This is a genomic window from Bordetella sp. 2513F2 (assembly GCF_054642735.1).
Window position 1 is genome coordinate 3407813 of the sequence record NZ_CM137755.1, and the last position, 13034, is coordinate 3420846.

General features: G+C 70.1%; 13 protein-coding genes. 9 read left to right on the forward strand and 4 right to left on the reverse strand.

Annotated features, from left to right (window positions below; translation table 11 throughout):
* Positions 1–19 precede the first annotated feature (19 nt).
* The 3 genes from ACYBYQ_RS16125 to ACYBYQ_RS16135 all read right to left on the reverse strand — a co-directional run bounded on the left by ACYBYQ_RS16125 (position 20) and on the right by ACYBYQ_RS16135 (position 3062).
* Positions 20–502 carry a YajQ family cyclic di-GMP-binding protein gene (locus tag ACYBYQ_RS16125; protein WP_459615346.1) on the reverse strand — a complete coding sequence of 161 codons (483 nt, stop codon included), beginning with the start codon at positions 500–502 and terminating at the stop codon, positions 20–22.
* A gap of 115 nt (positions 503–617) precedes the next feature.
* Complete coding sequence (locus ACYBYQ_RS16130) at positions 618–2207, reverse strand: gamma-glutamyltransferase family protein (protein WP_459615347.1); 1590 nt, start codon at positions 2205–2207, stop codon at positions 618–620.
* Between the two features lie 168 nt (positions 2208–2375).
* Positions 2376–3062 carry a peptidoglycan DD-metalloendopeptidase family protein gene (locus ACYBYQ_RS16135; protein WP_459618806.1) on the reverse strand — a complete coding sequence of 229 codons (687 nt, stop codon included), beginning with the start codon at positions 3060–3062 and terminating at the stop codon, positions 2376–2378.
* Positions 3063–3244: 182 nt separating this feature from the next.
* Here ACYBYQ_RS16135 and chrA point away from each other — a divergent pair, with 182 nt between their 5' ends.
* Positions 3245–4441: a chromate efflux transporter gene (chrA, locus tag ACYBYQ_RS16140; protein ID WP_459615349.1), complete on the forward strand. Its 1197-nt coding sequence runs from the start codon at positions 3245–3247 to the stop codon at positions 4439–4441.
* 18 nt (positions 4442–4459) lie between these two features.
* Here chrA and ACYBYQ_RS16145 read toward each other — a convergent pair whose 3' ends face one another.
* Positions 4460–5164, reverse strand: coding sequence for a YrbL family protein (locus ACYBYQ_RS16145; protein ID WP_459615351.1), 705 nt, complete (start codon positions 5162–5164; stop codon positions 4460–4462).
* Positions 5165–5424: 260 nt separating this feature from the next.
* On the opposite strand from ACYBYQ_RS16145, the gene ACYBYQ_RS16150 reads away from it, so the two are divergent.
* The 8 genes from ACYBYQ_RS16150 to ACYBYQ_RS16185 are packed head-to-tail and all read left to right on the forward strand — an operon-like array spanning position 5425 to position 13033.
* Positions 5425–6417 carry a TRAP transporter substrate-binding protein gene (locus ACYBYQ_RS16150; protein ID WP_459615353.1) on the forward strand — a complete coding sequence of 331 codons (993 nt, stop codon included), beginning with the start codon at positions 5425–5427 and terminating at the stop codon, positions 6415–6417.
* 11 nt (positions 6418–6428) lie between these two features.
* Positions 6429–6986: a TRAP transporter small permease gene (locus ACYBYQ_RS16155; RefSeq protein ID WP_459615355.1), complete on the forward strand. Its 558-nt coding sequence runs from the start codon at positions 6429–6431 to the stop codon at positions 6984–6986.
* Entirely contained in the window at positions 6983–8263 is a 1281-nt protein-coding gene (locus tag ACYBYQ_RS16160; RefSeq protein ID WP_459615357.1) for a TRAP transporter large permease, read from the forward strand. The genes ACYBYQ_RS16155 and ACYBYQ_RS16160 overlap by 4 nt, the downstream gene beginning before the upstream one ends.
* A gap of 17 nt (positions 8264–8280) precedes the next feature.
* Positions 8281–9486: a CaiB/BaiF CoA transferase family protein gene (locus tag ACYBYQ_RS16165; RefSeq protein WP_459615359.1), complete on the forward strand. Its 1206-nt coding sequence runs from the start codon at positions 8281–8283 to the stop codon at positions 9484–9486.
* Between the two features lie 34 nt (positions 9487–9520).
* Positions 9521–10702 (forward strand): carbohydrate ABC transporter substrate-binding protein, encoded by a 1182-nt coding sequence (locus ACYBYQ_RS16170; protein ID WP_459615361.1) that lies wholly within the window; start codon positions 9521–9523, stop codon positions 10700–10702.
* A gap of 3 nt (positions 10703–10705) precedes the next feature.
* Complete coding sequence (locus ACYBYQ_RS16175) at positions 10706–11473, forward strand: enoyl-CoA hydratase/isomerase family protein (RefSeq protein ID WP_459615363.1); 768 nt, start codon at positions 10706–10708, stop codon at positions 11471–11473.
* A gap of 16 nt (positions 11474–11489) precedes the next feature.
* The gene (locus ACYBYQ_RS16180; protein ID WP_459615365.1) at positions 11490–12569 is read left to right on the forward strand and encodes a LacI family DNA-binding transcriptional regulator; all 1080 of its coding nucleotides are present in this window, start codon (positions 11490–11492) and stop codon (positions 12567–12569) included.
* Positions 12566–13033, forward strand: a complete 468-nt coding sequence (locus tag ACYBYQ_RS16185; RefSeq protein WP_459615367.1) for a MaoC family dehydratase — start codon at positions 12566–12568, stop codon at positions 13031–13033. The genes ACYBYQ_RS16180 and ACYBYQ_RS16185 overlap by 4 nt, the downstream gene beginning before the upstream one ends.
* The last annotated feature ends 1 nt before the right edge of the window (position 13034 follow it).

Sequence of the window (13034 nt, forward strand, 5' to 3'; positions counted from 1 at the left end):
GGGGCCCGGGGGCGGCGGGTCAGTCCCGGAAGTTCTGGAACTGCAGCGGCAGTTCCACGTCGGCCTTGCGCAGCAGCGCGATCACGGCCTGCAGGTCGTCGCGCTTCTTGCCGGTGATGCGCAGCTTGTCGCCGTTGATCTGGCTCTCGACCTTGATCTTGCTGGCCTTGATTGCCGCGATCAGCTTCTTGGCCGTGGGCTGGTCCACGCCCTGGCGTATGGTGACCTTCTGGCGCGCGCCGCCCAGGTTCTCGATGGGATCGGCCACCTCCATGCAGCGCACGTCGATGCTGCGCGCCGACAGCCGTCCGCGCAGGATGTCCAGCATCTGCCTGAGCTGGAAGGCGCTGGGCGCGCTCTGCGTGACCTCGTAGCCCTCGAGCTCGAACCTGGCCTGCGTGCCCTTGAAATCGAAGCGGGTGGCCAGTTCGCGGTTGGCCTGGTCGACCGCATTGGTCAGTTCATGTTTGTCGACCTCGGAGACGACGTCGAAACTCGGCATGAGCGGATCCTGTGGTGGTTGGAGACGAAAGAAAACGCAGCCTGCGAGGCTGCGTCGGAGAGTGTATGCCGATATCGCGGGCGCCCGCCACTTGGCGCCACGGCGCGGCCCGGCCTCAGAAGCCCACGGCCTGGCCGTCGCGGCGGGAGTCGGAGGCGGCCACGTAGCCGTAGGCGCCGCGCTGGATCAGCTGGGCCGAGCCGAAGTCCAGGCTCAGGCGCGGCGCCACGTCGAGCTTGTGGCCGCGATCGCGCAGCGCCTGCACCACATCGGCCGCCAGGTGCGATTCCACCGTGACCACCGGACCCTGCTCCACGCGCCAGCGCGGCGCATCGCTGATGGCCTGCGGATTCTGGCCGAAGGCCGCCAGGCGCGCCATGACCTGCACGTGGCCCTGCGCCTGCATCGAACCGCCCATGACGCCGAAGGCCATGACCGGCTCGCCGCCGCGCGTGATGAAGCCGGGAATGATGGTGTGCAGCGGGCGCTTGCCGGGCGCGACGCGGTTGACGTGGCCGGGGGTGAGCACGAAGCCGCAGCCCCGGTTGTGCAGCGCGATGCCGGTGCCCGGCACCACGACACCGGAGCCGAAGCCGTGGTAGTTGGACTGGATGAACGACACCATGGTGCCGTCGCTGTCGGCGGCGGCCAGGTACACCGTGCCCCCGCTGGGCGGCGTGCCGGCGCCGGGCGCCCCGGCGCGCTCCATGGAGATGAGGCGGGCGCGATCCTTGAGGTAGGCCGGGTCCAGCAGCTGCGCGGGCGCGGTGCGCATGGTGGCCGGGTCGGAGATGTGCTGGTGCAGGTCGGCGAACGCCAGCTTCATGGCCTCCAGGCCCACGTGGTAGAAGTCGGCGCTGTCGGGGCCCATGGCCTCGACGTCGAAATGCTCGAGGATGCCCAGCGCGATGAGCGCGGCAATGCCCTGGCCGCTGGGCGGGATCTCATGCAGGGTATGGCCGCGGAACGACTGCTGCAGCGGCTGTACCCACTCGGCCCGATGCGCGGCCAGGTCGGTGGCCCGCAGCGCGCCGCCGGTCTGGATGGCGTGGGTCTCGATGCGCTCGGCGAGCTCGCCGCGATAGAAGCTCTCGCCGCCGCTCTCGGCGATCAGGCGCAGCGTGCGCGCCTGCTCGGGAAAGCGCCAATGCTCGCCGGCCTGGGGCGTGCGACCGGCACGCAGGAATGCCTCGGCGAAACCGGGCTGGTCGGCCAGCTTGGGCGCCTGGGCCGCCCACTGGCGCGCCACCGTGGGGCTGACGGGAAAGCCTTCCTCGGCGTAGGCGATGGCGGGTTCGAAGAGCTGGGCGAACGGCAGTTTGCCGAAACGGTCGGACAGCGCCTTCCAGCCGGCCACCTGGCCGGGCACGGTCACCGTGTCCCAGCCGATGGGCGGCATGGCGTCGCGGCCGGCGAAATAGTCATCGGTCCAGCCGGCGGGCGCGCAGCCGCTCGAATTCAGGCCATACAGCTGGCCTTCGTGCCAGACCAGGGTGAAGAGGTCGCCGCCGATGCCGTTCATCACCGGCTCGACCACGGTCAGGGCGATGGCCGTGGCGATGGCGGCGTCCACCGCGTTCCCGCCCAGATAGCGCATGCGCAGGCCGGCCTGCGCGGCCAAGGGCTGGCTCGTGCTGACGACGTTGCGCGCCAGCACCGGCATCTTCTGGGAAGGATAGGGAAAAGACCAATCGTAGGACTGCATGGCGTAGCACTCGCTCTATGAGGAATCAGGCCCCGCGGACCGCGCTGTCGCGGGCGGGTGGCGTATTAGACCGGAGGCAAGGACCTACCGCTAGCTCCAATTTCCAGGTGGACGACGGAACCAATGTCCATCCGGATCGGCCCCGCCGCCCGGGCACGCAGGCAATGACTAGCGCCGCGGCAACGCCCCCAGGGGATTGACCGGCTTGCCGTCGCGGCGCACTTCGAAGTAGAGCGAGGTCCGGTTGGTGTCGCTGCTGCCCATCTCGGCGATGCGCTGCCCGCGCGACACGCGCTGTCCTTCGCGCACCAGCAACGTCCGGTTGTGGGCGTAGATCGTGAGGAAGCCGCCGTCGTGCCGCACGATCACCATGTTGCCGTAGCCGCGCAGCCCGTTGCTGGCATAGGCCACGGTGCCGTCGGCCGCCGCGACCACGGGCGTGCCCGGGCTGTTGACCAGGGTGATGCCCTTGGAAGTGGTGCCGTTGTACCCCTGCACCATATTGCCTTCGGCCGGCCAGCTCAGCGAAATGCCGCGCACCGGCGTGACCGGCGCGCTGGCCGCAGGCTTGCCCGGGCCGCCGGACGATGCCCCGCCCGCAGCGCTGGCGCCCGGCCCGCTGCCCTCGGCGCTGCCCGGCGGCTTGACCCGCAGGAGCTGGCCCTTGGCGATGCGGTTGGCGCTGGCCAGGCGGTTCCAGCGCACCAGGTCGGCCACGCTCTGGCCGTGGCGCCGGGCGATCTGCGTGAGGGTGTCGCCGGCCTGGACGCGGTAGAACGCCGAACCCGAGGTGGAGGAGGTGCTGCCGCAGGCCGCCAGCGCCGCGACCAGGACCGCGCATCCCGCTGCGCGCAGCCAGCGCGCCAGCCCGGCGGATCGGGGCGGCGGGGCTGGCGGAAAGCATGGACGGGAAACGGACGGTGGCAAGGATCGCGGCAAGGTCGAACGGAATGGACGCACAGAACGCCACTTAGGGTACCAAGAAATCGAGACGCCATGCCGCGGGGGTAAGATCAGGCACCTTTCCGGCGTCCAGCATGCCCATGCACATCCCTTCCGTTCCGCCCGGCCGCGCCGGCGAAGTCTTCCTGGCCTTCCTGCGTCTGGGCGTCACCGCCTTCGGCGGGCCGGTCGCCCACCTGGGCTACTTCCGCACCGAGTTCGTCGAGCGCCGGCGCTGGCTGGACGACCCCGCCTATGCCGAGGTGGTGGGGCTGTGCCAGATGCTGCCCGGGCCCGCCAGCAGCCAGGTGGGCATGGCCCTGGGGCTGCTGCGGGCAGGCTGGCCCGGCATGCTGGCCGCCTGGCTCGCCTTCACGCTGCCCTCCGCAGCGCTGCTCATCCTCTTTGCGCTGGGCCTGGCGCATGCGCCCGGCCTGGCCGGATCCGGCATGGTCCATGGCCTGAAGGTGGCTGCCGTGGCCGTGGTGGCGCATGCGGTCTGGTCCATGGGACGCACCCTGTGCCCCGACCTGGCCCGCAAGGCGCTGGCGCTGGCAGCTGCCGCCCTGGCCCTGGCGCTGTCCGGTCCGCCGGGGCAACTCCTGGCCATCGCAGTGGGCGCGGCGGCCGGACTGGCGCTGCCTGCAGCACGGATTTCCGATGGCGCCATGCCCGATTGCCCGGTGGGGCGCCGCACCGGCGCGGCGCTGCTGGCCGTCTTCTTCGTGCTGCTCGCAGCCCTGCCGCTGGTCGCGGCACGCCTGGACGGGCCCTGGCCGCTGATCGACGCCTTCTACCGCACCGGCGCGCTGGTCTTCGGCGGCGGGCACGTGGTGCTGCCGCTGCTGGAAGCCGAAGTGGTCGCTACCGGGCGGATGACGGTGGGCGATTTCCTGGCCGGCTACGGCGCCGCCCAGGCCGTGCCTGGGCCGCTCTTCACCTTTGCCGCCTATCTGGGCGCGCTGCTGCCGGCGCCGCTGGGCGGCTGGGGCGGCGGCCTGCTGCTGCTGGCGGCCGTGTTCCTGCCCGGCGCGCTGCTGGTGGCCGGCGTGCTGCCCTACTGGATGCGCTGGCGCCGCCATGCCCGGCCGCGACAGGCGCTGGCAGGCATCAACGCTGCGGTGGTGGGCCTGCTGCTCGCCGCCCTGTACGACCCGATCTGGACGGGCGCGGTGCGCAGTCCGGCCGACCTCGCGCTGGCCGCGGCGGCATTCGCGCTGCTGCACTGGGGCCGGCTGTCGCCGCTGTGGATCGTGGCCGGATGCGCACTGGCGGGCGCCATCCTGGCCTGAGCAGGCGGCGGCTGCGGCTCAGTGCCCGGCAGCGGCGGCGCTGCGTTCCAGCTTGGCGCGCATCTCGGCGTACTTGCGGTCCAGCCGGCGCCGATTGAGCGTCTTGCTCCATGCGTACAGGGGCAGCAGCTGCTTCGGCCCGTAGCCGTCTATCAGGTACATCCCCTCGCGCCCCTGGGCGTTGCGGCCCACCACGATATTGCGGCCGCCCACGTCGTTGAAGACCACATGCGCCTCGGCAAGGTCGTGGAAGAACGCATCGAGCCGGGCGCGCAATGCGCCGGAAAAACCGTCGCGCTTCACCACTTCGGCCAGGGTGGGCGCCATGCTGGTGCCGTCGTCGCCCACGATCTTCTCCACCGCCAGCCCCATCCCGCGCGAAGTGAGCACCAGGCCGGCGATGCGCGCCATGAGCATGTTGCCGCCTTCGTCCCAGCGGTGCACCGAGGTGGCCACGTATTCCGTGATCTCGCTCAGGAACACCCGGTGGGCATCCTCGCGGTGGAACTGCTTGTGCCAGCGCCTGCGCGAAGGCTGCTCGCGCGTCCGTGCGTGGTTGATGATCTTGATCAGCAGGCTGGGATCCGACGGGTGTTCGTAGATGTCCCGCTCGGCGCCCGCGGCAAGCCGGACCGAGCCCGAGAGGTCGAGCGTCTCGAACGGGGAAACGTAGAAGGGAACGCGGCCGGCCTGCAGCAGCCAGGGCGCCAGGACTGAGTTCATAGGAGGCGGGGCTTGGGCAACGCGGCGCCAGCGTACGGGGAACGCAGCGCCTGCCGGTGCCGGGGCCCTCTGGGTGTTATTTCGGTTGGCCCAGGAACGACTATATCGCTGCAAACCTCCTCCCGGGCGAGAAATGTTGCAGAAATCCTACAAGTCGTGCACGCCACCCTATCGGGCGGCGGCCTTGACAGCCGGACCGGGCCCGCCCAGAATAGGTTAACGCTAACGTTAGCGATAACTAAAACACCTGGAGGACGACAATGTTCAAACGCCTGATATCGGCAAGCATCGCCACGTGCGCGTTCGGCCTGGGCGCGCTGCCCGTCACGGCCCACGCGCAGAAAACCGCCATCTTCGGCGCTTCCGACGCCGCCGGATCCCTGTACGACCGCCAGAACCGCATGTTCGTGGACGAGGTCAACAAGCGGGCGGCCGGCAAGCTGAAGATCAACTACATCCCCGGCGAGCAGCTCGGCAACGACGTCCAGGTCATAGAGCAGGTCATGGGCAATTCGGTGCAGTTCTACGGCGACGACCTGAGCTGGTATGCCAACTGGGTGAAGGACTTCGGCATCCTCGGATGGGGCTTCACCTTCCATGACAACGCCCACATGGCCCGCTTCCTGGAATCGCAAACCTATGCCGGCATGGCGCAGGCGCTGCGCGACGGACAGGGTATCCGCCTGCTGGCGGCAGCCCCGATCCAGCCGCGCGTGCTGTTCGCGACCCGTCCGGTCGCCGGCGTGCAGGACCTGCAGGGCATGAAGATGCGCGTGCCCGAGATCAAGACCTACCTGGCGCTGTGGGAGACGCTGGGTGCCCGGCCCACCCGCGTCGCCTGGGGCGAGACCTTCCTGGGCCTGAAGACCGGGGTGATCGAAGGCGCCGAAGGCCCCGTTTCGGCCGCCTACGCGGCCAAGTTCCACGATGCCGCCAAGTACGTGGTGCGCACCGATCACATCCTCACCGCCACGCACCTGCTCGTGAACGAGAAGTTCTACCAATCGCTTTCGCCGGACGTGCGCCAGATCGTGGACGAGGCCGCACGCAACGCGACGGCATGGGCGCGGCGCGAGGCCGAAGCGGAAACCGAAGGCCTGCTGGACAAGATGGGAGAGCAGGGAGCCACCGTCAGCCGCATCGACGTCGCGCCGTTGCGCGAGAAGGCCCGAGCGGGCGTGGAGCAGATGGAAGCGTCCGGCGCCTGGCGCAAGGGCCTGTGGGCGGAAGTCCAGAGCCTGTCGCAGCATTGAGGAGGGCCGCCATGACTTCCCTGTTGACAGGCTATCGCGGCTTGCTGCGCGCGGTGGGACGCCTGGAGGCGGCCATCGCCATGGCGCTGCTCGCCGCCATCGTGCTCGCCATCGCGGCGCAGGTATTCAGCCGCTACATCCTCGGCCGGCCGCTGGTGTGGGTGGAAGAGTTGGCCACCTATTGCTTCATCTGGACGGCATTCCTGGGGGCCAGCATCGGAATGAAGCAATGGCGCCACGTGAAGGTGGAGATGCTGAGCCTGAAAGGCGGCCGCCAGACGCGTTCCGCGCTGAAGCTGCTCGCCTGCGTCGCGATGGCAATCGCCCTGGGCATGCTGGCCTGGCAGGCCACCGGCGTGATGCGCATCGAGTCGGCCAGCCGCTCGATCTCCCTGCCGCTGGACGTCTCGCGCATGTGGTTCTATTCGGTGCCGCTGTTCGTCGCCTCGCTGTCCATGCTGGCCACGCTGCTGTATGTGGTGCTGGCCGAACTGCACGCCTGCGTCACCGGGCTGGAAGCGCAGCCCGTGGAGGCCGACTCGTCCGGGCTGCGGGAGGACGCGGCATGACGCTCCCCATCCTGTTCGGCACCTTCCTGGTCCTGCTGCTGCTTGAGGTCCCGGTCGCCTTCACGGTCGTCCTCAGTGCATTCGCCGCCCTCACCCTGGGCTCCGAAATGCCGCTGCAGATCGTGGTGCAGCGCATTTCTTCCGGGCTGGACAGCTTCCCGCTGCTGGCCATCCCGCTGTTCGTGCTGGCCGGCAACATCCTCAACGGGGCCGGCATTGCCGACCGCATCTTCGCCTTTTCCACGGCGCTGGTCGGGCACATCCGCGGCGGGCTGGCGCAGGTGAACATCATGGCCAGCATGATCTTCGCCGGGATGTCGGGCGTGGCCCAGGCCGACGCCGCCGGCCTGGGCACGATAGAGATCAAGCACATGAAGGCGCGCGGCTACGACGCCGGCTTTGCCGCCGCCGTCACGGCCGCCTCGTCCATCATCGGCCCGGTCATCCCGCCCAGCGTCATCATGGTGATCTATGCCGTGACCGCACAGGTCCCGCTCACCGACCTGTTCCTGGCAGGCATCGTGCCGGGCGTGCTGATGGGACTGGCCCTGATGACGGCGGTGTACGTGCTGGCCCGGCGCAGCCCCGGCCGCATCCCGGTGGAGGCCCGTGCGTCGTGGCTGCAGGTGCTGCGCACCTTCCGCGCGGCGATCCCGGCGCTGCTCGCCCCGGTGCTGCTGACCGCCGGCATGCTCTCGGGCGCCGCCACGCCCACGGAGCTGGGCGCCCTGACGGTGCTCTACGCCGTGGTGCTCGGCTTCTGCTACCGGGACCTGACGTGGCGCTCGCTGCTCGGAGCACTCAAGGAAAGCGCGGTCACCACAGGCATCCTCACGCTGATCATCGCCGCCGCGATCCCGTTCGGCTGGATCATTTCGGTCAACAACGTGCCCGGCGCCATCGTGGAATCGATGACGGCACTGTCGGACGAGCCCTGGGTGCTGCTGCTCATCATCAACCTGTGCCTGCTGCTGGTCGGGCTGTTCATGGAGACCACCGCCGTCCTGCTGATCGCCACGCCGGCCCTGATGCCGGTGATCGGCGCCTACGGCATCGACCCCGTGCATTTCGGCGTGGTGATGGTGATCAACCTGCTCGTGGGCGCCCTCACGCCGCCGTTCGGCGTGATCCTGTTCATCTGCAAGCACATCGCGGCCGTCAGCTTCGGCAGGATGGTGCGCGCCATCCTGCCCTTCTACATCCCGCTGGCAGCGGTGCTGCTGCTGGTCACCTACGTGCCGCAGCTCACCCTGTGGCTGCCGGCGGCTTTCAAGTAACCAAGGAGATCCGACACATGACCGCATACACCGGTGCCCTGCAGGGCTACCGCGTCATCGACTGCACCATTGCCATGGCAGGCCCGTTCGCGGCCCAGCGCATGGGCGACCTGGGCGCGGACGTCATCAAGGTGGAGCCCGTGACCGGCGAATGGCAGCGCCACGTCGCCGCCGGCGGCAGCGAGGGCGGGCGCATCAACGTCTCGTTCCTGTCGCTCAACCGGAACAAGCGCAGCCTGGCCGTGGACCTCAAGTCCGAGGCGGGCCGGGAGCTGGTCTACAAACTCGTCGCCACCGCCGACGTGTTCGTGCAGAACTATCGCGCCGGCGTCGCCGCGCGGCTGGGCATGGACTACGAGACGCTGAAGCGCATCAACCCGCGGCTCGTCTACGTCTCGATGTCGGGCTACGGCGAGAGCGGCCCCTACCGCGACCGCCCCGGGCAGGACATGCTGCTGCAGGCCATGAGCGGCGCCATGTTCAACGTGGGCGCGCAGGACGAAGTGCCGCGCCCCGCCGGCAATTACCTGGTCGATGCGGTGACCGCATACTCCGCCTTCGAAGGCATGCTGGCCGCCCTGCTGCATCGCGAGCGCACCGGCGAAGGCCAGCTGGTGAGCACCAACATGCTGGATTCGATCGTGGCCTTCCAGATGCAGGAGCTGTCCGTCTACACCGTGGGGCGCCAGCCCCAGCGGCGCGGCAAGGAAGCCGACGGCCACGTCTACATCCGCGCCCCCTATGGCGTGTTCCAGACCGCCGACGGCCTGATCGCCCTGGCCTTCCCGCCCCTGCGCAGGCTGGGCGAGGTGGCCGGCATCCCGGAACTGCTCGACATGGTGGACGGCAAGGATTCCTTTGCCCAGAAAGACCGCATCATCGCGCTCACCCGCGCCGCGCTGCGCAGGCGCACCACGGCCGAATGGATGGAGGCCTTCGACGCGGCCGACATCTGGTGCGGCCCGGTGCATGACTACGCCGCGCTGGAAAAGGATCCGCAGGTGGCCCACAACGGCAGCTTCGTCGAGTACGAGCATCCCACCGAAGGCCCGGTCAAGACGCCCGGGTTCCCCTATCGCATGTCGGCCACGCCGCCGGCCGTGCGCCGCGGCGCGCCGCTGGTGGGCGAGCACACCTCGGAAATCCTGGAGGAGCTGGGCATCCCGCCGGAACGGATCGCGGAACTGTGCGCCCGCGGGGTCGTCGCGCAGGAACGCCCATGAGATGGCCGGGAGAATTCCCGCTCCGGGAAACCGCGTGCCGCGCCCCGGAGCCGACGCCATGACCTCGCCGGCGCTCACCCCGATACGCGGGCTGACCTGGGACCATCCGCGCGGCGTGGATCCGCTGCGCGCTTCCATACCCCATGCCGCCGGGCTGGGCCTGGACGTGCGCTGGGACGCGCAGTCGCTGGAGGGTTTCGAATCCACGCCGCTGGCGCAGCTGGCGCGCGACTACGACCTGATCGTCATCGATCATCCCCATGTGGGCGACGTGCAGGCCAGCGGCGCATTCGTGCCTGCCGACGTCTTTCTCGAGCCTGCCTGGACCGCCGCGCTGTCGGACGCCGCCGCCGGGGCCTCCGGGCAGAGCTACCGCTACGGCGGCCACACCTGGGCGCTGCCGCTGGACGCCGCGACCCAGACCGCGGTGCTGGGACCGGCCGCGCCCGCGCAGGCCCCTGCCCTCTGGGACGACGCACTGCGCCTGGCCGGCGAGATCCCCATGCTGCTGCCGGCCGCCGGCCCCCATCCGCTGCTGTCGGTGCTGGCGCTCGCTCGCGCCGCGGGAGATGCCCCGGGGCGGCGCCATGCCGAAACCCTGCTCGAAGAAGCCGCCGGGGAGCGCGCCATCGAATACTGGCTGCGCGCGGTGCGGGCCAGCGCAGGCGAGCCGCTGTGCATGAATCCCATCCACGTGCTGGAAGCCCTGTCGGATACCGTGCCGCTGGCGGCCTTCTGCCCGCTGGTCTACCAGTACGTGAGCTATGCGCGCGCCGGCCAGCGCCCCACCCGCCTGCGCTTCGCCGATGCCCCGCGCCTCGACCCCGGCGGCCCGATCGGTTCGGTGCTGGGCGGCACCGGACTGGCCGTCACGCGGCGCGCGCCCGATGCGCAGGCGCTGCGCGACTATTGCCGCTGGCTCCTGGACACGGAAACGCAGCGCGGCTTCATCGCCCGCCACGGGGGCCAGCCGGGCCTGGCCGCCGCCTGGGCCGACCCGCAAGTCAATGCCGCCTGCGGCGACTTCTACGCCGCCACGCGCGCCACGCTGGATGCGGCCTGGGTGCGGCCCAGGCGCCCTGGCTTCACGTCCTTCCAGGACGAGGCGTCGCGCCGCCTGCGCGAGGCGGTGGGCCCGCATGCGCAGCCGCTGCGCCTGGCGCGGGAACTCAACAACCTGTATCTGCGCCATTGCGGCGCGCAAGCCGAGGTCTAGCCCATGGATGAAGTTCTCTACACCATCGAAGATGGCATCGCCACGCTCACGCTGAACCGGCCGGCCAAGCTGAATGCCGTGACGCCCCAGATGTCGGATGAAATCGTGCGCGCGGCGAAAGACGCGAGCGCCAATCCGCAGGTGCGGGTGCTGGTGCTCACCGGCAGCGGCGATCGCGCCTTCTGCGCCGGCAGCGACATCGCCGAGCTGGACCAGTACGACAGCCCATGGGCGTTCCGCAACCGCCCCGATTACTGCGACGCCATCCGCCGCATCACCAAGCCCACGATCTGCGCCGTGAACGGCATCGCGCTGGGCGGCGGCCTGGAGCTCGCCCTGTCCTGCGACATCCGGCTGGCGGCCGAGGGCGCGCGCTTCGGCGCGCCGGAGATCAAGCTGGGGTGGATAGGCGGCGGCGGCGTGTCGGCCTTCCTGGTGCACACCATAGGCTTGAACAACGCCGCGGTGATGCTCTACACCGGCGACCCCGTGGACGCGGACACGGCATTGCGCTGGGGCCTGGTGGCGCAGGCCGTGCCGGCCGGGACGCTGGCCGACGCCGCGCGCAAGCTGGCGTCCACCATCGCCCAACGCGCCCCGATCGCGGCGCAGACCGCCAAGCTGAACCTGCGCGCCGCCGTCTCCATGGGGCTGGAACAGGCGGTACAGTACGAGCGCGATCTGCAGACGATCTGCATGGGTACGGCCGATGCCGCCGAAGGGCGCGCGGCCTTCAAGGAAAAGCGGCCGGCGCAGTTCCGCGGCGCCTGAATCACACGGAGAGACTGTGCCTAGAAGAGCGGGAAGCGGCGCCGGAGAGCGCCGCACCACCATGACCGACGTGGCCAGGCTGGCGCAGGTCTCGGCGCAGACCGTCTCGCGCGTCCTGCGCGATCCGGACTGCGTGCTGCCCGAGACCCGCGACCGCATCATGGACGCGGTGCGGCAGCTGAACTACGTGCCCCACCTGGCCGCCAGCCACCTGGCGTCGAACAAGAGCCTGCTCATCGGCGCCGTGATCCCTTCGCTGAACGCCTCGGTATTCTCCGAGACGATCCAGGGCCTGTCGGAAGTGCTGGTCCCGGCGGGATACCAGCTCCTGCTGGGCCATACGGAGTATTCGCTCGAGGCCGAAGAGGCGCTGGTGCGCACCCTGCTGTCGCGCCGCCCCGACGGCATCTTCATCGCCGGCACGCGCCATACGCGCGCCGCGGCCTCGCTGCTGCGTCACGCCGGCGTGCCGGTGGTGGAGAGCTGGGACTGGCCGGAACACCCCATCGACGCACTGGTCGGGTACTCCAACCACGACGCCGCGTTCGCCATGATGCAGCACCTGCATGCGCAGGGCTACCGCCACATCGCCTTTGCCGGCGTCGTCAACCGCGGCGACCACCGGGCACGCCAGCGCGAACTGGGCTACCGGCGCGGCGTGCGCGAGCTGGGGCTGGACCAGCCGCGCAGCGTCACGCTGCAGGGCAGGCCCCTGGCCATGCGGACCGGCCGCGAAGTGCTGCGCGAAACCCTGCAGCGCTACCCCGACACCGACGCGCTGTTCTTCAGCAGCGACGTGTTCGCCGCAGGCGCGATCCTGGGCGCGCCGCACCTGGGCCTGTCGCTGCCCGGCGATCTCGCGGTCGCCGGCTTCGGCGATTTCGACATCGCTGCACAGCTCACCCCGTCGCTCACCACGGTGGCGGTGCCGGCGGCCAGCATAGGCATCCGCGCGGGCGAGCTGCTGCTGGCCAGGCTGCAGGGCCGCGCCGACCTTCCCACACGCATCGACGTGGGCTACACCATCGTCGCCCGCGACAGCACGCCGCCCCGCCCGGCCGGGGCGCGCGCGCGCAAAACCCGGAACGCACCATGAAACTCGCGGAACTGAACTACTTCGAGGACCTGCAGGTCGGAGACGCCTGGACCACGCCCGCCATCACGATCACGGAAGGCCACATCGGCGCCTTCGCCGGGCTCACCGGCGACTTCTCCGACCTGCACGTGGACGAGGATTTTGCCCACGGCATGGGATTCCCCGGCCGCGTGGCCCACGGGCTGCTGGGGCTGGGCCTGATAGACGGACTGAAGAACCGGTCCGGCGTGCGCTTTGCCGTGGTGGCGGCGCTGAACTGGAACTGGCGCTTCAGCGGACCGCTGTACATCGGCGACCGGTTGCACGCCGAGCTGGAGATTGCCGCGCTGCGCCGCACCAGCCGCGGCGACAGGGGCATCGTCACGCTGCACATTGCCGGCCGCAACCAGCACGGCCAGGCCGTGCAGGAAGGCGAGAACCAGATCATGGTGCTCTGCCGGGAACCTGCGGCCGCCGGCGGCTGAC

Coding starts and splice junctions, on each gene's coding strand:
- ACYBYQ_RS16125 (WP_459615346.1), bottom strand. CDS start 502: ATGCCGAGTTTCGACGTCGTCTCCGAGGTCGACAAACATGAACTGACC.
- ACYBYQ_RS16130 (WP_459615347.1), bottom strand. CDS start 2,207: ATGCAGTCCTACGATTGGTCTTTTCCCTATCCTTCCCAGAAGATGCCG.
- chrA (WP_459615349.1), top strand. CDS start 3,245: ATGCCCATGCACATCCCTTCCGTTCCGCCCGGCCGCGCCGGCGAAGTC.
- ACYBYQ_RS16145 (WP_459615351.1), bottom strand. CDS start 5,164: ATGAACTCAGTCCTGGCGCCCTGGCTGCTGCAGGCCGGCCGCGTTCCC.
- ACYBYQ_RS16150 (WP_459615353.1), top strand. CDS start 5,425: ATGTTCAAACGCCTGATATCGGCAAGCATCGCCACGTGCGCGTTCGGC.
- ACYBYQ_RS16155 (WP_459615355.1), top strand. CDS start 6,429: ATGACTTCCCTGTTGACAGGCTATCGCGGCTTGCTGCGCGCGGTGGGA.
- ACYBYQ_RS16160 (WP_459615357.1), top strand. CDS start 6,983: ATGACGCTCCCCATCCTGTTCGGCACCTTCCTGGTCCTGCTGCTGCTT.
- ACYBYQ_RS16165 (WP_459615359.1), top strand. CDS start 8,281: ATGACCGCATACACCGGTGCCCTGCAGGGCTACCGCGTCATCGACTGC.
- ACYBYQ_RS16175 (WP_459615363.1), top strand. CDS start 10,706: ATGGATGAAGTTCTCTACACCATCGAAGATGGCATCGCCACGCTCACG.
- ACYBYQ_RS16185 (WP_459615367.1), top strand. CDS start 12,566: ATGAAACTCGCGGAACTGAACTACTTCGAGGACCTGCAGGTCGGAGAC.